Raw genomic sequence first — 23,573 nt, forward strand, 5'->3', positions numbered from 1 at the left:
ATGACGACCCCGTACCAGGCCCCGTACCAGGCCTCGCACCAGGTCCCGTACCAGGCCTCGCACCAGGCCACGGCCTCGCATCCCGTCGGCACCCCCGACCCCGTCGTGGCGGCCTTCGGCGGACTCGGCTCGGCGGTGGACTGCGCCGGCGTCAGCAGCCTGTCCCTGGAGGGCCCGCTCGTGCTGTGGCTCGTCGTGGACGGCGCGCTGGATTTATTCGCGGTCGACGCCGCGCAGGCCGGGCACTGGCATTTCCTCGGCCGGCTTCAGGCTGGCACGCTGCTGCTGGGCCCGGCCGAGGGACCCCTGCACACCCTCGTCGGCCGGCCCCTGCGAGGCTGCCTGCTGCGCCGCGTCGAGCTGCGCGAGCTGTACCGGCCGGAGTACGGCGAGCAGTGGGGTTACGACGCCGCCGACGCCGCCCCGAGCCCCCTGGAGGACGCCTTCGCGCGCGGCATCGGCCGCGGTCTGCGCGTGCTCTACCAGGCGCCGCTGGACGGCCGCGCCACCACCGGCCACGGCGGGGCCGACGACGACATCCTGTGGATGCGGATACCGCCGGGCAGTGTGCAGTACGGCGCCGCGTACGCGGCGGAGGCCATCGGCACGCTGCTGGTCGACCCGGCGATGTGGCAGGGCATGGTCGACCAGCAGTACCGGCTGCTGTACGCCCTGGACGACTGGATCGAGCAGCTCGAGCGCGCCCACGAGGACCGCACGGCCGCCGGCATCGAAGCGGGCGAGGCCGCCCGCACCCAGGCGGACCAGGCGCTGCTGGCCTCGATCGACCGCACCGGGAAGACCTCCCGCCGCGGCGCGAGCGACGACGCGACCTTCGCCGTGTGCCGCCTGGTCGCCGACGCCGCGGGCATCACCCTGGCCGAACCGGCCGGGACGTCCGCCACGGACCAGCGCCTGGACCCCGTCGAACGCGTCGCCCTCGCCTCGCGGATCCGCACCCGCGTCGTCAAGCTCGACGGCCGCTGGTGGCGGGAGAACAGCGGCCCCCTGGTGGGGCACCGGGCCGACACCGGGGCCCCGGTCGCGCTCCTGTGGCGCCGGGGCGCGTACGAGGCCGTGGACCCCGCCCTCGGCACGCCGCGACGGATCGGCAGGGCCGACGCGGCGGACTTCGCACCGCGCGCCGTCATGTTCTACCGCCCCTTGCCCGACGGGAAGCCGAGCCTGCTGCGGCTGTTGCGCTTCAGCGTGCGCGGCACCCGCGGCGAGCTGCGCGGCCTCGTCCTGGGCGGTCTGGTGGCCGTCGGCCTGGGCGCGCTCGTCCCCATCGCCACCGGCACCGTGCTCGGTGAATACGTGCCCAACGCCGAGACCGACCTCATCGTGGCGACCACCCTCGCGCTTGTCGCGACCAGCGTCGTCTCCGCTGCCTTCATGCTGCTGCAGAACATCTCCATCCTGCGCATGGAGGGGCGTATCGAGGCCGCCTTGCAGCCGGCCGTCTGGGACCGGCTGCTGCGGCTGCCGACGACGTTCTTCGCCGGCCGCTCCACGGGTGAACTGGCCGGCGCGGCCATGGGCATCAGCGCCATCCGCCGTGTGCTGTCTGGCATCGGCTCCGTGTCCGTACAGGCGGGCACCGTCGGCACGATGAACCTCGTGCTGCTGCTCGTCTACAGCGTGCCGCTGGCGATGGCGGCCCTCGCCATGCTGCTCGTCATCGCCGCGGTCTTCCTCGGCCTCGGACTGTGGCAACTGCGCTACCAACGGCAGCTGATCAAGCTCGGCAACAAACTCAACAACCAGGCGTTCCAGACCCTGCGGGGACTGCCCAAGCTGCGGGTGGCGGCGGCCGAGAGCTTCGCCTACGCCGCGTGGGCCCGGGAGTTCGCCCGCACCCGCGAACTGCAGCAGCGCATCGGCCGGATCAAGAACGTCATCACGGTGCTCAACGCGGTCTGTCTGCCGCTGTGCACGCTCGTGATGTTCATGCTGCTGGCCGGCCCGGCCCGGGGCACCATGTCCGCCGGCGAGTTCCTCACCTTCAGCACCGCCGTGACGATGATGCTGTCCTCCGTCACCCAGCTGACCGGCGCGCTCCTGTCCGCCGCCGCCGTACAGCCGATGTTCGAGCAGATCACACCGCTCCTCGCCGAAACCCCGGAAGTGCGCGCCTCCAGCACCCCACCGGGTGAGCTGACCGGCGCCGTCGAGACGGCAAACGTCTCCTACCGGTACACCGACGACGGGCCACTGGTCCTCGACGACGTGTCGTTCCAGGTCCGGCCGGGAGAGTTCGTCGCGATCGTCGGCGCCAGCGGCTGCGGCAAGTCGACCCTGCTGCGCCTGCTCATCGGCTTCGACAAGCCCCTCTCCGGCAGCGTGCTCTATGACGGCCAGGACCTGGCGGCCCTCGACCAGTCGGCCGTCCGCCGCCAGTGCGGGGTCGTCCTGCAGAACGCCCAGCCCTTTTCCGGCTCGATCCTCGACTGCATCTGCGGCGCCGAGAGCTACTCGCTGGAGGAGGCGTGGGAGGCGGCCGCGCTGGCGGGCCTGGCCGAGGACATCAAGGCCATGCCGATGGGCATGCACACCATGCTCTCCGACGGCGGCGGCACGGTCTCGGGCGGCCAGCGCCAACGCCTGATGATCGCCCAAGCCCTGATCCGCAAGCCACGCGTCCTCTTCTTCGACGAGGCCACCAGCGCGCTGGACAACGAAGCCCAGCGCGTGGTCATCGAATCCACCCGCGCCCTGCGCGCCACCCGCGTGGTGATAGCCCACCGGCTGTCCACGGTCATGGGCGCGGACCGGGTGATAGCGATGTCGGAAGGCCGGGTCGTCCAACAGGGGCCGCCGGCGGAACTGCTCGCCGACGAGGGCGGGCTGTTCCACGAGCTGGTACGACGGCAGCTGAGCTGAGCTGAGCCGACCTGGCCCGGCAGGCGGGCCCGTTGGCGCAGGGGCTGGGTACGATGCGCCCGCACCGCCGTACGAACCGAAGGCCACCGCCATGCCTGCCCCGCACCACCCCGCCCCGGCACCGTCCGACCCTCCCGGCACCCCGGACGGCACGCCCCCGCGCCGCTGGTGGCGGACGAACCGGGCCCGGGTCGGCTGCGTCGCCGCCGTGCCGCTGCTCGGCCTGGTGGAGCCCCGGGTGGGCGGGGTCGTGCTGATCGTCGCGCTGGTCCTGCTGTGGTGGGGCAATTCGTGGCCGAAGGCCGGGAGGATCGCGGCGTCGGTCGCCGCCATGGGCCTGCTGGGCGCGGTCCAGCCCGACCCGCCGGAGGAGGCCGCGCGGGACACCGTGGCGGAAGCGAAGTCAGCCGACGTCAAACGGCCCCGCGGTGTGACGCCCAGCCCGGCCGCGACGACACCGCCGGCTGCCGACTACCGCGGTCAGAACCTGGACGTCGCCTACGGAAAAGCCAGGAAGGCCGGATTCCTCGTCCTGTCCCACGACGCTTCGGAGAAGGACAAGTTCGTCCGGGGCCGCTCGCTGTGGACGGTCTGTTTCCAGGCCCCGGGACGGACCGGCACCCGCCCGGCGCTCGACTTCGGTGTCGTGCCCAAGGGCGCCCCCTGCCCGAAGGAGGACGGCCTGCCCATCCCGTGGCCCACGATGCCCGGGCTGGTGTGGAAGACATGGCGGACGGCCCGCGCGGAGGTCGTCGCCCTGGGGGTGCCCGCCGACCGCGTCGAGGCGCGGAAGGCGTACCGCAACGACACGCTGCCCGACGAGGGCGGGTACGACGACTGGCGGGTGTGCGCGCACGACCCGGCCAAGGACGAGAAGGTCACGGGCGACACCAGGGTGACGCTCTATCTGTCGTCCCGCGACAACGGCTGCCCGGAACCGGACCGGGGGAGGGGCACCACCGCGGACCTCCCGGACCGGGACGGCGACCGCGATCCGGACTACCGCGACCCCTTCCCCGACGACCGCGACCGCGACACCAGGTTCCCGGACGGGATTCCCCGCTTGGGCGATTCCGGTGGCGCCGGCGGTTCGTCGGGGAGTTCGGGAGGCTCCCGGGGTGGCGGCTGGAGCGTCTGCCGCCACACCCGCTGGTGCTGACACGCTGACGCGGAGCCGGTCGCAGGGCCTGAAGCGTCACAGCCGGATCAGCGCGAGTCCGATGCTGAACCCGCTGGCCAGTCCGACGAGGGCGACCGTGTCCCCCGGCATGACGCGCTCGCACTGCTGCGCCAGGACGAGTTGCAAGGGCAGGGACGCGGACGCCGCGTTGCCGTACTTGTCGACCGTGGCCTGGAACCGGTTCACCGGCAGGCCGAGCGCGCCGCAGGCCTCGTGGAACTGCGGCATGGAGATCTGGTGGACGGCGACGAAGGCGCTGGCCCGCATCAGCGCCACTTCTTCCTGCGCGTATTCCAGGATGAGCCGGGCCATGTCGCGACCGCTCCGGAACAGCTCGTCGCCGTTGAGCCGGAGGCACACATGGTCGTCGTGCGTGGAGCGCGGGTGCATCGAACCGCCCGCCGCGACGGTGCACGCTTCCCAGGCGGAGGAGTCGGACGCGAAGACCGTGCGGAGCACCCCGGGATCGTCCGGGCCCGCCGGGCCGGCGGTCAGAAGGAGGGCGGCCCCGGCATCGGAAACGGTGTAGCCGGGCAGATGGCGCATGAATGTGTCGTGATCGGGCACGTGCCAGCGGGCCGTGAGCGTCGTGGTCTCCCCGCAGGCGATCAGGACCGTGCGGTACCGGCCGGTCTCGATGAAGGCCGCGGCCGTCTCCAGGGCGTTGAGCACGCTGTTGCAGGCGTTCTTCACGTCGAACACCGGGCAGCAGGCGCCGAGTTTGGCGGCCACGATGTGGGCAGTGGCGGGTTCGACCAGGTCCTGACCGCTGGAGGCGAACAGCAGCAGATCGATGTCGCCGATCCCCGTTCCCGCCATGTCCAGCGCCTTGGCCGCGGCTGCCACCGCGAGGTCGGATGCCTGCTCGTCGTCGTATTTGACGTGCACGCCGCGCACGCCGGTGATGTCCTCCAGCAGGCCGGGCGGCGGCACGAACGGACTGTGCGCCGCGGCGATGGCGGCCCGGGTCTGCTCCATGGTCCGGTACTGAGGCGGAAGGTGCACGGCAGTCGCTACCAGTCGGGCACGACAGGGCGTGTTCACCGGATCAGCGTAGCGAGCAGGGGCCGATATCAGACGATCCTTCACGAGATTTCTGCGTTCGGCGCACCGTCACGCCACGGCCCGGGCGCTCATGCGATCGGCTGTGCGAGAAGCCCGAGAGGCGCGGGGGGCACGGGGCGCCCGCAGTGGCGTCTGAGAGCCGTCACGGAATATGAACTTCCGGAAAAATGAAGCGAGTTAACTCGAAAGGGTCAATAATCACTTAGCCGGATTTCGGGCCGGGTACGCATAGGGATCCAGACTGCGGGTGAACTCCGGACGGGGGCCGAGGATGGAGCCGAACGACCGTGCGATGGCCGTCGTGGGCGCTGGTTGCCGGCTGCCCGGAGGGATCTCGGACCTGGCCGGATTGTGGTCGGCCCTGCGCGAGGGCCGGGACGCGGTCGGCGAGATCCCGGCGGACCGGTTCGACAAGGCCCGTTTCGTCGACGCGGGCGCCCTGCGTCCCTGCCGGAGCTACACGGCGGCCGGGGGCTTCCTCGACGACGTGGCCTCCTTCGACGCCGCCTATTTCGGTATCGCCCCGAAAGAGGCCGAGGCCATGGACCCGCAGCAGCGGCTGCTGCTGGAACTGGCCGCCGAGGCGCTGGACGACGCCGGGATGCCCGCCGAGTCGCTGGCCGGGTCGGACACCTGTGTCTTCGTCGGGATCTCCGACCCGTTCTACGGCCTGGTCCAGGGGACCGTCGAGCAGTACACCAACCCCTACATGATGAGCGGCTCCACCCTGTCGATCGCGGCGAACCGCCTGTCGTACTGCTTCGATCTGCGCGGCCCCAGCATGGCGATCGACACCGCCTGCTCCTCCGCCCTGGTGGCGCTCGACCGCGCCTGCCGGGCCGTGCTGGACGGCACGAGCCGCACCGCCCTCGTCGGCGGCGTCAACGTCCTGGGAAACCCCTTCTCCTTCAGCGGGTTCTCGCACGCGGGCATGCTCTCGGCGCGCGGGCGGTGCGCCGCCTTCTCCGCCGACGCCGACGGCTTCGTACGGGCCGAGGGCGGAGGCGTGGTCGTCCTCAAGCGGCTGGCCGACGCGCTGGCCGACGGCGACCGGATCCACGCGGTCATCGCCGGCACCGCGACCAACTGCGACGGCCGCACCCACGGCCTGGCCCTGCCCAGCCCCGAGGCCCAGGAAGCACTGCTGCGCACGGTCTACGCGCGGGCCGGGGTGGACCCCGACGAGCTGGTCTACTTCGAGGCACACGGCACCGGAACGCTCGCCGGCGACCCGGCCGAAGCGCAGGCGATCGGCCGGGCCCTGGGACAGCGCCGGACCGTGGGGCCGCTGCCCGTCGGCTCCGTCAAGTCCAACCTGGGCCATCTGGAACCGGCCTCCGGGATGGCGAGCCTGCTGAAGGCCCTGCTGGTCCTGCGGCACGGCGTGGCCCCGGCCACGCTGCACGCCCTGCCGCTCAATCCCGGCATCGACTTCGCCGGCCTGGGCCTCGCGCCCACCGTCGAACCGGTCGAGCTCCCGCGCCCGGCCGGGGCGGCGGTCGGAGCGAACTCCTTCGGGTTCGGCGGAGCCAACGCCCACGTCATCCTCACCACGCCACCGGCCCCGCCACCCAGGGCGGACCACGACGGCGGCACGGTCCCCGTGCTGATCTCCGCGCGCTCGGCCGGGGCCTTGCGGGAACTGGCCGCGCGCGTCTCCGCACGGCTCCGGGAATCGGCGCCCGAGGAGTTCTACGACCTGGCCCACACCACCACCCGGCGCCGCAGCGCCCACCCGCACCGCGCGGCCGTCCTGGCCGGCGGGCCGGCCGAAGCCGCCGACCGGCTGGAAGGGATCGTCGCCGGCGCACCCACCCACGGGGCCACGGCCCGCAAGGCCGAGCGGGACACGGTGGCGTACGTCTTCTCGGGCAACGCCTCCCAGTGGCCCGGCATGGCAGCCGATCTCCTGGACGCCGAGCCGGTCTTCCGCACCGCCGTCGAACAGGCCGACGCCGCGCTGACCCCGCACCTGGGATGGTCGGTGGCGAAGGAGCTGGCCCAGCCCCACCCACCCCGCTGGGAGCGGACCGAAACCGCCCAACCCGCCCTGTTCGCCGTCCAAGTGGGCCTCGTCGCCCTGCTGGCGGCGGGCGGACTGCGCCCGGCGGCCGTCGTCGGGCACAGCGTCGGCGAAGTGGCGGCCGCCCATGCCGCGGGGGCGCTGACCCTCGAACAGGCCGCCAGGGTGATCGCCGAACGCAGCCGCGCCCAGGGCACCACCGCGGGCACCGGCCGGATGGCCGCCGTCGGACTGCCCGAGCAAGCCGCCCGCGAGGAACTCGCCCCGCACGCCGACGCCCTGGAGATCGCCGGAATCAATGACGAGCGAAGCGTCACCGTCGCCGGCGAACCGCAGGCCCTGGCCGCCCTCGGCGCACAACTGGAGGCCCGGGGCGTCTTCTTCCGCGACCTCGGACTCGACTACGCCTTCCACAGCCGCGCCATGGACCCCCTCGCGGACCCGCTACGGACCGCCCTGGCAGGGCTGGAGCCCAGCACCGCCCGCGTCCCCTTCGTCTCCACCGTCACCGGCAGGGCGTTCGCCGGCGAGGGACTGACGGCCGACTACTGGTGGCGCAACGTCCGCGAACCGGTCCGCTTCCAGGATGCCGTCGCCCACGTCCTCGCCGAGCACGCGGGCATCCTCGTCGAGATCGGGCCCCACCCGGTGCTGCGTCCGTACCTCAAGCGCACCGATGCCGTCTACGTTCCCACCCTCCACCGCGACGGCGACGGCCCCCGCGAGACGGCCGCCGCCGTCGCCGCGCTGCTCGCGGCCGGTGCCTCCGTCGACTGGGCGACCCACTTCCCCCACCCCGGCCGGGTGACCGATCTCCCGGCCTATCCCTGGCAGCGCGAGCGGCACTGGCTCGGCACCCCGCACGACCTGGTGGTCCGCACCAGCGGCACCGGCCGGCTCGACCACCCCCTGCTGGGCGAACGCCTCCCCGCCCCGCACGCGTTGTGGGAGGGCGCCATCGAGCCCCAGCTGGTGCCCTGGCTGGGAGATCACAAGATCGCCGGGGCGGTGCTGATGCCCGCCGCCGCGTACGTCGAGATGGCACTGTCCGCCGGACGACGGGCGCTGAACCGGCCCGTGGAGGTGCGGCACCTGGGCATCGGCAGCCCCCTCCCGCTCGCCTGGCCCGACCCGGGCAGCGCCCGGCTGCAGACCTCCGTCACACCGGAGGACGGCGCGCTGACCATCAGCAACAGCGAAGGACGCGGGACCGAATGCCATACGGTCGTGCGCGCCGAGGTCCGCACCCTGCTCGGCACGGCCTCTCCGCCCCTCGACTCCGAAGCCGTGCGGGCACGCTGCCCCCGTACGGTCGACGGCCCGGACTTCTACCGGACATGCCACCGCTTCGACCTCGACGTCGGACCCTGTTTCCAACTGCTGCGCGAGCTGCGCGTCGGCGAGGACGAGCTGCTGGCCTCCTACCGGCACGATGACCCGAGCGACGCGTACACGGTCCACCCGGTCCTGCTGGACGGCCCCTTCCAGGCCACCGTCGCCCTCGTGGAACAGCACATGCACGACGGTCATGCCTATCTGCCCGTCATGTTCGACTCGGTGCGGGTGTGGCGCACCCCCGCCCCCACCGGCCTCATGCACCTGCGCCGGCGCAGTCACACCGAGACGGAATTCTGCTGGGACGTCACCTACGCCGACGAGGACGGCACCGTCACCGCGGAGATCGACGGCTTCCGCAGCCGGCGCGCGCACAACACCCGCCGCACCCCCCTGACCGTCCAGCACACGGTCCTGCGCGCCGCGCCGCACCCGGCGCTCCCGGCCGCCCCCTCACCGCTGCCCCCGCCCACCGAGCTGGCGGCCGCCGCACAGGAGAGGATCACGCGGGCCCACGATGCCCTGCGGGAGACCGGCCACGACCGCTTCACGGCCGCCGTCGACGAGAGCGCCGCCCACTGCTGGGCCTTCGCCGTGGCCGGCCTGGTCCCGGACCGGGCCGCCGCGTTCAGCCTCTCCGACCTCGTGGCCGGGGGGCTCCAGCCCCGCCACCGGCGGCTGATACGGCTGATGCTCCCGCTCATGGCCCGCCACGGGCTGGCCCGGCCCGACGACGACGGCCGCTGGCGGCTGACCGGCGACGAGCCCCGCCACGAGACGCTGCTGCGGGCCCTGGTGGAGGACCACCCGGCTTTCATCACCGAGACCACCCACCTCAACGCGCACCTGCGGCACCTGCCGGCCGTTCTGCGCGACGCGGCGGAAGCGCGAGAAGCCCTGCCGGACGGCGACACCGCGTACGAGCAGCTGTACGAGGCCGCGCCCGACCGTCGCTTCACCCACCGGGTCATGGGGGCCCTGGTCCGCGAGATCGTCCGCCGCTGGCCCGAGGACCGCCCCCTGCGCGTGCTGGAGCTCGGCGCCAAGACCCATGCCCTCACCGCCGCCCTGCTGCCGCTGCTGCCGGCCGACCGCACCCGCTACACCTGCACCGACGGCTCGGGTGCCGGATTCGCCGGTGCCGGACACCGCTTCGCCGCCCACGACTTCGTCGAGTACCGGACCCTCGACCTGGACACCGATCCGCAGACCCAGGGCTTGTGCGACGGCGGGTTCGACCTGGTCGTCGCCGACGACGCCCTGCACACCGCCGCCGATCTGGCCGCCGCCCTGCGCCGCGTCCGCACCCTGCTCGCCCCCGGCGGGCACCTGCTCGCCGTCGAATCGCATCAGCCCCAGCGGCTGGGCCTCCTGCTCGGCGGCACCGAGGCATTCTGGCAGCGCCACGACCACACGCTGCGCCCGGAGACGGTGCTGATGGACCGGGACCGGTGGCCGGCGCTCCTGGGAGAGTGCGGCTTCACCGGCACCGTACAGACGGGCACCGACGACCGCTCCGTCCTCCTGGCCGCCGCCGACCGTCTCCCGGCCGGCGAGCCCGACCCGCCCGCAGCGGCCCCGCCCTCCCAGGCCCCGGGCGCCGCCTGGGTCGTCGTCACCGAGACACCCGGCGGGGTACCGACCGCGCAAGCACTGTCCGGCCTGCTGGGCGGCACCGACACCACCATCATCGTCACCGCCACCGGTGAGCCGTCGGCCTGCGCCGCCGCGCTGCCCGCCGACACCGCCGGTGTCGTCCTTCTCCTGGGCGGCGGCGAGCACCGGCCCCCGGACAGCCCCGCCGGAACGGCAGACGACGTCGTCTCCCTGACGACGCGCCGGGCCGCCGTCCTGAAGTCCCTGGCCGCCGCCTGCGCCGACCGGCCGGGGACCACCCGGCCCGCACTGTGGCTGGTCACCCGCCCCAGCGGCCTTTTCCCCGCCCCGGAGCGCCCCGCCCACCCCGCCGACGCCGCCGTCTGGGGCGCCGCCCGCACCCTGGCCAACGAACGGCCCGACCTCCCTGTGCGACGGATCTCCCTGGACCCGTCCGGTGACCCGGCCACCGACGCCCTCCGGCTGGCCCACGAACTCCTGGCGCCCACCGACGAGGACGAAATCGTGCTCACCCGGGGCGGCCGGTTCGTACCCCGCGAGACGCAGCGCCCGGCCGATCAGCCCGCCACCGACACCGCCCGCTCGTTGTTCACCCTCGACGTGCGCAACCCCGGGCTCTCCCGCCGGCTCGTATGGCGGCAGACCGAGCCGCTCCGCCCGGGCCCGGGCGAGGTACTGGTGGAGATGCGGGCCGCCGCACTGAACTACCGCGATCCGATGCGCGCCAACGGGCTGCTGCCGCCCGAGGCCGTCGAGGGCACCCCGCTCAGCCGGCTGCTGGGCACCGACGGGGCGGGTGTCATCGCCGCCGTCGGCCCCGGTGTCATGGGATTCACCGTCGGCGACCGGGTCTGCGGACTGATGGCCGGGACCCTCGCCTCCCATGCCCTCATGCCCGCTTTCGCCGTCTGCCCGATGCTCGACGACATGACCTACGCCGAGGCGGCGACCTTCCCGGTGGTCTTCTCCACCGTCCACCACACCCTCGTCGACGAAGCCCGGCCGCTCCCCGGCGAGACGGTGCTGGTGCACGGCGGCGCCGGAGCCGTCGGCCTGGCCGTGATCCAGTGCGCGCGTGCCCTGGGCCTGCGCGTGATCGCCACCGCGGGCACCGGGACCAAACGCGACCTGCTGCGCACCCTCGGCGTCGCCCACGCCCTGGACTCCCGCACCCTCGACTTCGCCCCCCGGATCCTCGAGCTGACGCAGGGAGAGGGCGTCGACATCGTCGTCAACTCCCTCAGTGGGGAGGCCATCGCCCGCAGTCTGGACCTGCTCCGCCCCAACGGCCGTTTCATCGAGCTCGGCAAGCGCGACATCTTCTTCAACAACCCCCTGCTGCTGCGCCCCTTCCACCGCAGCATCACCTTCCTCGGGTTCAATCTCGACAGCATGGTCTACGACCCGGTGCGCGGCCCTCGACTGATGCACGAAACGACGACACGGGTGGCCTCCGGTCAGTACCGTCCGCTCCCGCACGCGGTCCATCCCGCCGCCCGGGTGGACGAGGCGTTCCGGCTGCTGCAGCACTCCCGCCACACAGGGAAGGTCGTCGTCTCCTTCGACCCGCTGGACGAGCCCGTGCCCGTGGAGCCCCTGCCCGGTGCCCTGTCGCCGGACCCCGAGGGCACGTACCTGGTCACCGGCGGCCTCGGTGGATTCGGCGCGGCCACCGCCGAGTGGCTCGCCGACCGGGGCGCCCGCCACCTGGCCCTGGTCAGCCGGCGCGGAAGCGAAGCCCCCGAGGCGGCCGCCGTTCTCGAACGGCTCGCAGGGCGCGGGGTGCGGGCCATCCCGTACGCCGCCGACGTCACCGACGAGGCGGCGATGCGGGAGGTGATCGCCGCCGTGGACGCCACCGCGCACCCGCTGCGCGGCGTGGTCCATTGCGCCATGCACCTGGACGACGCTCCGCTGGCCGACCTCACCGACGAACGCTTCGCCGCCGTCCTGGCCCCCAAGGCCGCCGGCGCGGACGTCCTCGACCGGCTCACCGCCGGGCACGACCTCGACCTCTTCCTGCTGTACTCCTCGGTCACCGCGACCACCGGCAACCTCGCCCAGGCCCCGTACGTCGCCGGGAACACCTACCTGGAGGCCCTGGTACGCGCCCGCCGGCACGCCGGACGGACCGCCACCGCGATCGCCTGGGGCCCCATCGCCGCGACCGGATACGTCGCCCGCAACAACCTGACGGCCACCATGACCGGCATCGGCTTCGAACCCCTCGCTCCCGCCGAGGCGTTCACCGCGGCCGAGCCCCTCATCGCCGCGGACACCGCCGTCGCCGGTATCGGCCGCTACCGCTGGGGCCGCGCCCGCCGCCTCCTCCCGCTCCTCGCCGGCCCCCGCTACGCCGGCCTCGTCCCCAAGGACGCCGGGGGCCTGGACGACACCCGTGAGGAACTGCTGCGCTCCCTCACGGCGATGACCCCCGAGGACGCGGTGCGCGCCATCACCGACATCCTGGCCCGGCATCTCGCCACCGTCCTGCACACCGAACCCTCCGAACTGGACCCGGGCCGCCCCCTGGAGGAGTTCGGTCTGGACTCCCTCATGGGAGCCGAGTTCATCCTTCACGCCCGTGAATACTTCGACATCCACATCCCGCCCAGCGAACTCATGGGCAGCGGACGCACCCTGACCCACTTCGCCCGGCTGATCCACGACCGCCTGGGCATCCATCCGGACCACCGGCCGCAGCCGTCCAACGCGTCACCGGCGCCGTGACGGGGCCACGGCGACTGCCGTGCGCGCTGACGCCGGCCGACGCCGTACCGCGGGGGACGCCGGGCCCGTCGCGCTCAGCCGCGGGCCGACGTGGTGAGCCGACCGGCGGCCCAGGAGGCCAGCCGCGCCCGGTCGATCTTCGCACCGTGGCGGTGGTCCACCGGCAGCGAGCGATGGAACAGCACGGGCACCGCACCGGTCACCGGCCGCTCCAGGCCTTCCAGGGCCTCCTGGATTCCACGGCGCACCGTCGCGCGGGCCGAGCGCGGCGTCCCAGGCTCCGTCTCCACGACGACCACCGGGCGTCGCGCGGTGGCCGGCCCGACGCCGACCAGCGCGGTGCGCCGCACACCGGGCACCGCGTCGAGGGCGGGCTCGACCTGCTCGGTGAACACATCACCCTCCCTGGTGCGCACCCGGTGGGCGAGGCGCCCGTAGAACCAGATGCGCCCCTCCTCGTCCAGCCGGCCGACGTCACCCATGCGGTGCACGACGACGCCGTCCGCTCCGTACAGCTTCGCCGTCAAAGTGGCCGCCGGATCCAGGTAGGCGGAGCTGACGTTGGGGCCGGTGACGGCCAGTTCTCCGACGGTGCCGGGGGGCGGCGCACCGGTGAGCCGCTCGAAGGGCGCCGCGTCCAGGGGCAGGACGCGAACGGTGACGCCCGGCACGGGACGCCCCAGGCACACGCCCTGCCCCCGGGCGGTGGCGGAGCGCAGCGCGAGCAGTTCCCGGTGGTCGATGCTGCTGACCGGCAGGGCCTCGGTGGCGCCGTAGACGCTGTGCACGGTCGCGGCGGCGGACAGGCACACCCGCAGGCGGTCGAGGGCCGCGTAGGGCAGGGAGGCGCCGAAGGTCACGACGTGGCGGAGGGTCGGCAGGGGAGTGAGCGTGCGGAGGCAGTGACGGGCCAGCCGGTCCAGGATCGCGGGCGACCCCATGAGCACACCGGCCCCGGTGTCGTTCACGGCGTGCACCAGGGCGCGCGGGCGGACCCGGCTGGGCCGGGTCAGATCGAGGCGGGGGACCACCGTGGTGGCACCGGTCAGCGGCCCGAGCACCGCGGCCGGCACGAACGCGGCCACCACCGTCTCCCCGGCCAGGTCCAACGCCCACGGAAGCATCCGCAGTTGCGCCCGGAAGGCGCCGTGCCGGTAGACGACCCCCTTGGGCGGCCCCGTCGCGCCCGAGGTGAACAAAACCATCGCGGGGGCGTCGTCCCGGGAGCCGGGCAGGGCCCGCCAAGGAGAGACGGCACGCCGCAGCCGTCCCAGGGTCCGGCCCGGCCAGAGCACCGGTCCGGCCACCACCCGGCGGCGGACGCTGCCCCCGCCCCAGCCCAGCACGAGACCGGCGAGGTGGGCCAGCGGCTCGGCCAGCAGGGCGTCCGGCGCCGCGGCCGCCAGACACCGGCCCATCGTGGGCAGCGGCAGGGACCCGTCGACGAGGACCGGGACGGCGCCCATGCCGGTCAACGTCAGCACACAGATGCCCAGCTCCACCGGGTCACGGGTCAGCACGGCCACGCGGTGCCCGGGACGGATCCCGGCGCGGGCCAGGGCCGCCGCGGTCGACAGGCTCAGCGCGGCGGCGTCGCCGTTGGTGAGCGCCGCGAAACCCCGCCGGCCCTCCGGGTAACGCAGGCAGACGCCCTCGGGCGCCTCCAGCAGGGCTCGCAGGACGGTACGGGCCAGCGGGGCCACGGCGGACACCTCCGGTGCGAAGCGGTCACGGCCCTGAGCGGCCCGCAGCGAAGCCGGCACGGTGACGGGCAGGCGGTGCGCCGACCGGCCCTACCAGCATGCGGACGGCGCCGCCGCGTCGGCATCACCTATATGAGTGATTCGGGGTGTCCCCGGCGAAGGAGGAGCCCGCGCCGGGAGGGCGCGCTGCGGCGGCAGCCGCCGAACGTCCGGACGTCGAGAAGCCGTATCGCGAAAGGCCCCCTGTGCGCACAGCGACGGACCGCCCCCACTGGCCCGAATACCCCTTCACATCACGGTGGTTCGAGCACGCCGAAGCCCGTCAGCACTATCTGGACGAGGGCAGCGGGCCGCCGGTGCTGATGGTGCACGGCAACCCGGCCTGGAGCTATGTCTGGCGTCATCTGGTGACGGGCCTGAGTGACGCCTACCGGTGCGTCGTCCCCGACCTGCTCGGCATGGGCCTGTCCGGGCGCCCTTCCACCCCCCTGCCCCGCCTGCTCGCCGGGTATCAGATCGCCGCACTCGACGACCTGGTCCGCCACCTGGTGGACGAGCACCGGGCACCGGACCGCGGGTGGACGGTGGTGGCCCACGACTGGGGCGGACCCATCGCGCTGGCCTGGGCCTGCCTGAACGCGGAGAAGGTGGACCGGGTCGTCGTGCTGAACACCGCCGTGTTCCGCTTCCCCGAGCAGGGCCTTCCGCCGTGGTGGTTCCGGCTGCTGCGGCTGCGCGCCGTCAGCGCCCTGGCGGCGCACCACACCCCGGCCTGGGCCTACGGGGCCGCCCGGCTGGGGGTCACCGGCCCGATGCCCGCCGAGGTCCGCCGCGCCTTCACCGCGCCGTACCGCCACCGCCGCGACCGTGCCGCCCTGGCCCGCTTCATCCAGGACGTCCCCGTCACCCGCGCCGATCCCGGCTGGTCCCTGCTGGCCGTCGTGGAGCGGATGCTGCCCGCACTGGAACAGGTACCGATCCTGGTCGGCTGGGGCATGCGCGACCCCGTCCTGCGACCGCCGCTCGCCGACGCGTGGCAACGCCGCTTCCCGCACGCCCGGGTGCTCCGCTACCCGGAGGCCGGCCACTACGTGCTGGAGGACGCGCGCGCCGAACTCGTCCCGGCGATCCGGGAATTCCTCGCCACGACGCCCTCGGACGCGGAGACGACCTCGGGATGAGTACACAGGAAGGGCCGTCGAGGGTCCTGGTCACCGGTGGCAGCGGCTTCCTCGGCGCCGAGATCTGCCGCATGCTCGTCGCGCGCGGCACCGAGACCCACTCCTTCAGCCGCCGCCCGAGCGCCGACCTGGCCCGGCTCGGTGTCCGCCAGCACCAGGGCGACCTCGCCGACCCGGCCGCCGTCTCCCGGGCCGTCGCCGGCTGTGACGCCGTCATCCACTGCGCCGCCCTCGCGGGAGTCAGCGGCCCGCTGCGCCCCTACTGGACGACCAACGTCCACGGCACCCGCACCGTCCTCGGACAGTGCCGCGCCCACGCCGTGCGCACCCTCGTCCACACCTCGACCGCCAGCGTCGCCTTCCACCCGGGCGGCCTGGAGAACGCCGACGAAACCGTCCCCTACCCCGACCGGCACCTGGCGGCCTATCCCCGGTCCAAGGCCCGCGCCGAACAACTCGTCCTCGCCGCCAACGGACCCGCCCCGGCCACCTGCTCCCTGCGCCCGCACATCATCTGGGGTCCGGGCGATCCCCATTTCGCCCCCGCCCTGGCGCGCGCGGTCCACGCCGGGCGTCTCCTCGTGCCCGGAGACGGCACCAACCTCATCGACACCACCCACCTGCGTACCGCCGCCCACGCCCACCTCCTCGCCCTCGACCGCCTCCACCGACGGCAGCCCGTCGACGGCCGCGCCTACTTCATCACCCAGGGCGACCCCCGCCCGCTACGGGTCTTCGCCACCCGCCTCCTCGCGGCCACCGGAATCCACGCGGCATGGCGCTCCCTGCCCGCCCGCCCGGCCTACGCCGCGGCGGCGGCCCGCGACGCGGCCGCCCGCCTCACGGGCAGCGGCGGCACCCGGCAACCGAGCCGCTTCCTGGTGGCCGAACTGCTCCATCCGCACTGGTTCGACCTCACGGCCGCCCGGCGGGACCTGGGCTTCGTACCGCTGGTCGGCTTCACCGAGGGAATGGAGGAGTTGGCGAGGAGGCGTCGCTCGCCCTCATGACGTCGCTCGCCCTCATGAGGACGAGGGCTCGGCAGGAGGCAGGGCACGTCAGCCGCTCAACGGTGTCCGTTCCCAGTGCCGGTGCGCGCCGATGGACTCGGCGACGGCCCGCAGGAAGTCGTCGCTCACGGCATCGGCGGTGACCACCCCCTGATCGACGGCCGGGGCGCCGTCGGCACCGGCCGTGCGGACGCTGTCGGGCAGCAGCGCGGCCAGCTCCGCCACGGACGCGCCGAGCGCGCCGATCGGTTTGCCGTGCCGGTAGGCGCCGCGTACGAACCGCCGCGCGAGGTCGTCGGAGACGGGGTCGCCCGCACCCAGGCCGTTTCCGGGCAGCACCACGGCGTCGTAGAGCACCGAGGCGACCGTCGGCAGCGCCCGGTCCACCGCGAGGGCACCGTCGGCGGCCCGCACCTCACCGTCGCGCGGCGCGATGAACTCCACGATCGCACCACCTTCGGTCAGCGCGTCCCGCACCGCCCGTGCGTGTCCGGCGTCCACACCGTCGGAGACCAGCACCGCGACCTGCCGGGTGCTGATCGAACCGTCGCCCTTGTTGTTCTCCAGGCTCAGCGCCGGCGACGGGGTGGGCCGCGGGGTCTCCTGCCGCCGTGGCTCGGCGACACCGACACCCTGGGCGACCGCCACCGCGAGCTCGTGGTCCACCCGCGCGAGCTGCTCGACGGTGCGCTCGCGCACGGCTCGCGCCCCGACCTTGCCCAACTCGAAGCGGAACGCGTCGACGATGTGCTTCTGCTCCCAGGCGGACATGCTGTGCCAGAACATCGCCGGCTGGGTGTAGTGGTCGTCGAAGCTGGGACTGCGCCGACGGATCTTCTGGCCGTCGACGCGTTCGGTCAGGTGCCGGAAGGCGGGGGAGTCCGGATCGGCGAGCGCCGGGCAGCCGCCGCCCAGCGAGTTGGGGCTGTAGCTGGTGCCCCGGTGGATCTGGTTCTGGTGGAAGCCGTCGCGCTGATTGGTGCGCACCGGCGCGACGGGCCGGTTGACCGGGATCTGGGAGAAGTTCGGGCCGCCGAGGCGCAGGAGCTGGGTGTCCAGGTAGGAGAAGTTCCGGGCCTGGAGCAGCGGGTCGTTGGTGAAGTCGATGCCCGGCACGACATTCGCCGTGTGGAAGGCGATCTGCTCGGTCTCGGCGAAGAAATTGTCGGGGTTGCGGTTGAGGACCATCTTGCCGATGGGCCGGACCGGCACCCGCTCCTCCGGAATGATCTTCGTGGCGTCCAGCAGGTCGAAGTCGAAGGAATGCTCGTCCTCCTCCGGCACCAGCTGTACCCCCAGCTCGTACTCCGGATAGTTGCCGGCCTCGATGCAGTCCCACAGATCCCGCCGGTTGAAGTCCGGGTCCCGGCCCTGTGTCTCCTGCGCCTCGTCCCACACCAGGGAATGCACCCCGAGCAGGGGCCTCCAATGGAACTTCACAAAGGTGCCCTTGCCCGCGGCGTCGACGAACCGGAAGGTGTGCACCCCGAACCCCTGCATCGTCCGGTAGCTGCGGGGGATCGCCCGGTCCGACATCAGCCACATGATGGTGTGCAGCGTCTCGGGCTGGAGGGACACGAAGTCCCAGAGGGTGTCGTGGGCGGAGGCACCGGTGGGAATCTCGTTGTGCGGCTCGGGCTTCACCGCGTGCACGAAGTCGGGGAACTTGATGCCGTCCTGGATGAAGAAGACGGGAAAGTTGTTCCCGACCAGGTCGTAGTTGCCCTCGGTCGTATAGAACTTCGTCGCGAAGCCGCGCACGTCACGCACGGTGTCGGCGGACCCGCGCGGCCCCTGGACGGTGGAGAACCGCACGAACACGGGGGTCCGCACGGAGGGATCCTGCAGAAACGCCGCCCGGGTGAACTCCGCGCACGACGCGTACGGCTCGAAATAGCCGTACGCCCCCGCACCGCGGGCGTGCACCACCCGCTCCGGGATGCGCTCGTGGTCGAAGCGGGTGATCTTCTCCCGGAAGTGGAAATCCTCCATGAGCGTCGGGCCGCGCTCCCCGGCCTGGAGCGAATCGTCGGTGTGATCGACGACCACGCCTTGATCGGTGGTCAAGGGCCCCGACGCCGGGTCCTCCGCGCGAAAGGCGTCCCGCTGCTCCTGCTTCGGATCGGCCATGAGGGGTTTGTTTCCTTCCACTCGCTGTACGGCGGCGCCCGGGTGTGACGCGCAACTATCCGAGTGACCCGGTAAGGGAAAGAGAAACGTGGCCAAGTAGGTGATTGTCTTGTCCGGCCGCGGTCACGGCGTGGGCGGCGCCGGCCGGCGGACCCGTTCAAGCCCGGCTTCGGCAATTTGGTGCAGAACGCGGCGTTTTACTGCCTGGGTAAAGTGATCGTCAAGGCGGCGATGTGAAGGCCCGCCTTGGTGTCTGCATTCACCGAGCCTCGAAGGAGACGTACCGTGCCCGCTCCGCGTATGAGCAGTACGCCGCTGCCCGGGATCGGGGTCCGTTACGACCTCACTACGCGCGAGCACCGCCGTCTGTCGGTGGTCGCGCAGCGCGACGGCGGACGGACCCTCCACGCCTACCGCAAGGACGACCCGGATGAGTGCGCGCTGTCGGTGAGGCTGACCGCCGGTGAATCCGAAGCGCTGATCGACGCGCTGATGCCCTCGCACCACAGCCCGAGCCTCCTGTCCACCACAGACCTCGGCCTGGTCGCCGAGCGCATCGAGTTGTCGTCCACCTCCTACTGGAACGGGCGGGTGCTGGGCGAGACCCACGTGCGGACGGAGACCGGCGCGTCGATCGTGGCCGTTCTGCGGCGGGCCGGCGCGATTCCCTCTCCGACACCGGACTTCCGGCTGGCCGGGGGCGACATCCTCATCGTGATCGGCACCCGCGAGGGTGTGGAGGCGGCCGCCGCGATACTCGGACGGGAGTGATCCGGTGCACTCGTCCGCTGTCTTCCTGATCGAGTTCGGCGCGATCATCCTCGGCCTCGGGCTGCTGGGCCGGCTCGCCGGACGGTTCCGTTTCTCGCCCATCCCGCTGTACCTGCTGGCCGGTCTCGCCTTCGGCGAGGGCGGTCTGCTGCCGCTGGGTTCCAGCGAGGAGTTCGTCGCGATCGGCGCCGAGATCGGCGTGATCCTGCTCCTGCTGATGCTCGGCCTGGAGTACACCGCCAGCGATCTGGTCTCCAACCTCAAGACCCAGTATCCGGCCGGGTTGGTCGATGCGGCTCTGAACGCCCTTCCCGGTGCGGCGATGGCCCTGCTGCTCGGCTGGGGACCCGTAGCAGCGGTGGTGCTGGCCGGTGTGACCTGGATATCCTCGTCCGGTGTCATCGCCAAAGTGATGGGTGACCTCGGACGGCTCGGCAACCGCGAGACCCCGGTCATCCTGAGCATCCTGGTCCTCGAAGACCTGGCCATGGCGGTCTATCTCCCCATCGTCACCGCGCTGCTGGCCGGCGTCGGCCTGGCCGCGGGCAGCCTCACGCTCGCCATCGCGCTGGGAGTCGCGGGGCTCGTGCTGTTCCTCGCCCTGCGCTACGGACGCGTCATCTCCCGGTTCGTCTCCAGTGACGACCCCGAGAAGCTGCTCCTTGTGGTGCTGGGCCTGACGCTGCTGGTCGCCGGAATCGCCCAGCAGCTCCAGGTCTCCGCCGCCGTGGGCGCGTTCCTGGTCGGCATCGCCCTGTCCGGCGAGGTCGCCGAGGGCGCACACCATCTGCTCAGCCCGCTGCGGGACCTGTTCGCGGCGGTGTTCTTCGTCTTCTTCGGCCTGCACACCGACCCGGCGACCATCCCGCCGGTCATCCTGCCCGCCCTGGCACTGGCCGTGATCACGGCCGGCACGAAGATCGCCACCGGTTACTGGGCGGCGAAGCGAGCGGGGATATCGGCCAAGGGACGATGGCGGGCCGGCGGAACGCTGGTGGCGCGCGGCGAGTTCTCCATCGTCATCGCCGGGCTCGCCGTCACCGCCGGCATCGAACCCTCGCTCGGCCCGCTCGCCACCGCCTACGTGCTGATCCTCGTGATCGTCGGCCCGCTGACCGCCCGGTACACCGAGCCGATCGCCGTGCGCTTCACGACAGGCCGAAGAAAGGCCGCGGGCCGGTCGCGGACGGTGTCGGTGCCCGCGCCGAAGGAAGAGTCGCTGGAGCCGGTGGACGACGGCACGGCCGGGCGGGCATGAGCAAGGACGCCCGGGCGGCGCTCACGGCCGACCACGACGGGGAGACGGCCGGCTTCGCCCGGCCTACCGGATGAGCCCGGCGCCGCCGTCCGGCACGTCGGCCGCGGGCCGGGGCCGGAGCGGCACGGTGCCGGACATGCGGGTGAGGAGAGGACACCGGCCGGCCTTCGTCCGGGTCCTCTCCGCCGTACACCACCAGCTCGAAGTCACCCGTACGCCGAGCCACCAACCCACCCGGTCGTCCCGGTGAGCTCAGGTGATGGTCAGGCTCACGGTGACGCTGCCGTCGTCCGCGGTGAGGGTATAGGTGCCGTTGCCGGTGAAGGGCTTGCTGCCGCGGGCCAGGTAGTCGTCGCCGTTGCCGAAGTCGGACTCGTCGACGGTGGCACAGACTTCGGTGATGTCGGCGGCGCTGAAGGGCAGGTCGACGGAGAGGGATGCGGTGGTCACGGTGGGGACGCTCGCGTTGGCCTGGGTCCACAGCCGGAAGCCGTTTCCGCTCTTGGTCTTGAGCCAGATCTTGCCGTACGGCTCGGGCTCGCCCTCGCCGGGGTTGGAGAACGTGAACGTGCAGTCGGCGTGTGCGACCACGGTGGGGTGCGAGGGGAGGGACTCCGCCGTGGCGAACTCGGTGCCCTTCAGGCCCGGCAGGCCTTCCGTGATGGTCTCGGGGCCTTCGAGTACTTGCTTGCCGTAGTAGTCGTACCGGAGGTACTGATCTCCCCGGGTGAAGTACAGGTACTGACGGGAGCGTTCCCGCAGGCTCCAGGACGAGGTGGTGAACACGGAGTCCAGGTCGCGGTCGAAGCCGGCCTTCTTCAGCCCCGGCCAGGCGTCCGCGATGCTCATCGGGCCGCGCAGCAGCTGGTTGTTGTCGTCGTCGAACTCGATGTACTGGTCCCCCTTGAAGAAGTGGAACCGGTAGACCTCCCTGCCGAACGGCGGTGTCTTGTGCGCACCCCATACGGCTGCGTCCAGGTCGCGGTCGAAGCCGGCCTTCTTCAGGCCCGGCCAGTCGGCGAGAGCGTGGGGGCCGGAGACGACGCGGTCGTTGACCAGGTCGTAGCGCAGATACTGATCGCCCCGGAAGAGGTAGGCGACGGGGGCCCGGCCGGCAGGGCTCTGGGTGGCTCCCGCGTCGAGGTCGGAGGCGAACTGGGTGTCCTCCAGTCCCGGCCAGGCGTCGGCGATCCTGCTGGGGCCGCTGGTTATCTTGCTGTCGGGGTTGTTGTAGGCGACGTACTGATCGCCGCGGAAGAAATAGACCGTGTCGTTGTTCCGGTTCGTGGCAGCCTGGATCATGGCGTCCTCCTTCAGCGAAACGGGCAGACGGGCTGGTTGAGCACCGGCCGAAGCTCACCGTGCCCCGTCTGGATCTACCCCGAAAGATCGCGTTTTCGGACACCGTGGCCGCCACGGATCGAGGGCCGCTCCCGCTGTCATGCCCCCGGCTACAGCCAGTCCCGCCGCTTGAAGACGAAGTACAGGCTCACGCAGACGACGGCCATCAGGGCGATCGCGAACGGGTATCCGAACACCCACGTCAGCTCCGGCATGTGCGTGAAGTTCATGCCGTAGATCGTCCCCACCAGCGTCGGTGCGAACAGAATCGCCGCCCACGACGAGATCTTCTTGATCTCCTCGTTCTGCTCGAAGCCCGCCTCCGCCAGCGCCCGCATTTCGGCGTTCTGCTGCTGGGTGACGAGGGTGGCGTTCACCGCGAGGATGTCCGCCAGGGCCGAGCGGAAGCCGTCGACGCGCTCGCTGGTGTGTGTGACGTGGTCGGCGACATCGCGGAGATAGCGCTGGAGTTCGTCGTCGGTGCCGTACTTGGCGAAGCCGGCCATCAGGCCGTGGAGCATGCCGACCAGGGGGCGGGTGGCGCGCTGGAACTCCACCATTTCGCGGGCGAGTTCGTAGATGCGGCGGGAGACGGCGGGGTCGCCGCCGAAGACCTCGGTCTCGATCTCGTCGATGTCGTTCTGCACGCCGGCGACGACCGGGGCGTAGCCGTCGACGACCGCGTCGAGGATCGCGTAGAGCACCGCCTCCGGGCCCAGGGCCAGCAGTTCGGGGGTGGCCTCCATGCGGCGGCGGACGGCCGACAGGTCCGGGGCCGCGCCGTGCCGGACGGTGATCACGAAGTCGGGGCCGACGAAGATGTGCAGCTCGCCGAAGTCGACCTCTTCCGGGGCGTCGAGATAGCGGGCGGCGCGCAGGACGACGAAGAGGGTGTCGCCGTAACGTTCCAGCTTGGGGCGCTGGTGGGCTTCGAGGGCGTCTTCCACCGCGAGCTGGTGGAGATCGAATTCCCCCGCCAGCGAGACCAGCTCGCTCTCCGTCGGCCGGTGCAGTCCGATCCAGGCCATGGCGTCGGGCTGCTCGCGCAGCCGGCGGTAGGTGTCGGCCAGGGACGTCGGGGTGCTGACGCGGTGGCCGTCGCGGTAGACGGCGGCGTGCACGACGCTGCCCTCGCCGGCCGTCGGGCCCGGGGCGTCCGGTGTCCGGCGGTCCGCCGGGGGAGTGCCGCCCGTGCGGGCGGTCGTCGGCCGCAGCCAGGAGTGCTTCTTCGGGCTGGGCCGCTGTCGGCGCGGAGGGTTCTCGGGCATGGGGGCTCCCTCTCGCTCAGCACTGGACCGCGAACAGGATATACGGATCAAAATAAACGCCTGGGGCAGGTGGGGCCC

12 protein-coding genes are annotated in these 23,573 nt (G+C 72.5%); 7 read left to right on the forward strand and 5 right to left on the reverse strand.

The annotated features are described in order from the left end of the window. Both JO379_RS26870 and JO379_RS26875 read left to right on the forward strand, forming a co-directional pair. Window positions 1-2,883: an NHLP bacteriocin export ABC transporter permease/ATPase subunit gene (locus JO379_RS26870; protein ID WP_130881577.1), complete on the forward strand. Its 2,883-nt coding sequence runs from the start codon at window positions 1-3 to the stop codon at window positions 2,881-2,883. A gap of 91 nt (window positions 2,884-2,974) precedes the next feature. Beyond that, window positions 2,975-4,042, forward strand: coding sequence for a PASTA domain-containing protein (locus tag JO379_RS26875; protein ID WP_209517338.1), 1,068 nt, complete (start codon window positions 2,975-2,977; stop codon window positions 4,040-4,042). Between the two features lie 36 nt (window positions 4,043-4,078). Here the strand turns inward: JO379_RS26875 and JO379_RS26880 are convergent, their stop codons facing one another. Continuing rightward, window positions 4,079-5,041, reverse strand: a complete 963-nt coding sequence (locus JO379_RS26880) for a 3-oxoacyl-ACP synthase III family protein (protein WP_130881575.1) — start codon at window positions 5,039-5,041, stop codon at window positions 4,079-4,081. A 358-nt stretch (window positions 5,042-5,399) separates the two neighbouring features. Here JO379_RS26880 and JO379_RS26885 point away from each other — a divergent pair, with 358 nt between their 5' ends. Then, window positions 5,400-12,833, forward strand: coding sequence for a type I polyketide synthase (locus JO379_RS26885; protein ID WP_209517341.1), 7,434 nt, complete (start codon window positions 5,400-5,402; stop codon window positions 12,831-12,833). 74 nt (window positions 12,834-12,907) lie between these two features. Here JO379_RS26885 and JO379_RS26890 read toward each other — a convergent pair whose 3' ends face one another. Further along, window positions 12,908-14,596: an AMP-binding protein gene (locus JO379_RS26890; RefSeq protein WP_209517343.1), complete on the reverse strand. Its 1,689-nt coding sequence runs from the start codon at window positions 14,594-14,596 to the stop codon at window positions 12,908-12,910. A gap of 185 nt (window positions 14,597-14,781) precedes the next feature. Between JO379_RS26890 and JO379_RS26895 the strand changes: the two genes are divergently transcribed. Both JO379_RS26895 and JO379_RS26900 read left to right on the forward strand, forming a co-directional pair. Next, the gene (locus JO379_RS26895) at window positions 14,782-15,717 is read left to right on the forward strand and encodes an alpha/beta fold hydrolase (RefSeq protein WP_209517345.1); all 936 of its coding nucleotides are present in this window, start codon (window positions 14,782-14,784) and stop codon (window positions 15,715-15,717) included. Continuing rightward, on the forward strand, window positions 15,714-16,727 hold the full coding sequence (locus tag JO379_RS26900; RefSeq protein ID WP_209517347.1) for an NAD-dependent epimerase/dehydratase family protein: 1,014 nt from the start codon (window positions 15,714-15,716) through the stop codon (window positions 16,725-16,727). Before JO379_RS26895 ends, JO379_RS26900 begins: the two co-directional genes overlap by 4 nt. Window positions 16,728-16,775: 48 nt before the next feature. Here the strand turns inward: JO379_RS26900 and JO379_RS26905 are convergent, their stop codons facing one another. Further along, window positions 16,776-18,857, reverse strand: a complete 2,082-nt coding sequence (locus JO379_RS26905; RefSeq protein WP_209517349.1) for a catalase — start codon at window positions 18,855-18,857, stop codon at window positions 16,776-16,778. 300 nt (window positions 18,858-19,157) lie between these two features. On the opposite strand from JO379_RS26905, the gene JO379_RS26910 reads away from it, so the two are divergent. Continuing rightward, on the forward strand, window positions 19,158-19,628 hold the full coding sequence (locus JO379_RS26910; protein WP_130881961.1) for a cation:proton antiporter regulatory subunit: 471 nt from the start codon (window positions 19,158-19,160) through the stop codon (window positions 19,626-19,628). 4 nt (window positions 19,629-19,632) lie between these two features. Beyond that, complete coding sequence (locus JO379_RS26915) at window positions 19,633-20,886, forward strand: cation:proton antiporter (protein ID WP_209517351.1); 1,254 nt, start codon at window positions 19,633-19,635, stop codon at window positions 20,884-20,886. A 252-nt stretch (window positions 20,887-21,138) separates the two neighbouring features. Here JO379_RS26915 and JO379_RS26920 read toward each other — a convergent pair whose 3' ends face one another. Together JO379_RS26920 and JO379_RS26925 are read right to left on the reverse strand one after the other, a co-directional pair. Next, on the reverse strand, window positions 21,139-22,188 hold the full coding sequence (locus JO379_RS26920; RefSeq protein ID WP_130881568.1) for a hemopexin repeat-containing protein: 1,050 nt from the start codon (window positions 22,186-22,188) through the stop codon (window positions 21,139-21,141). A 149-nt stretch (window positions 22,189-22,337) separates the two neighbouring features. Beyond that, a complete protein-coding gene (locus JO379_RS26925) occupies window positions 22,338-23,495 on the reverse strand; it encodes a magnesium and cobalt transport protein CorA (protein WP_130881567.1) in 1,158 nt (385 codons plus the stop codon). Between the last annotated feature and the right edge of the window lie 78 nt (window positions 23,496-23,573).

Source organism: Streptomyces syringium, assembly GCF_017876625.1.
GTDB classification, from domain to species: Bacteria; Actinomycetota; Actinomycetes; order Streptomycetales; family Streptomycetaceae; genus Streptomyces; species Streptomyces syringius.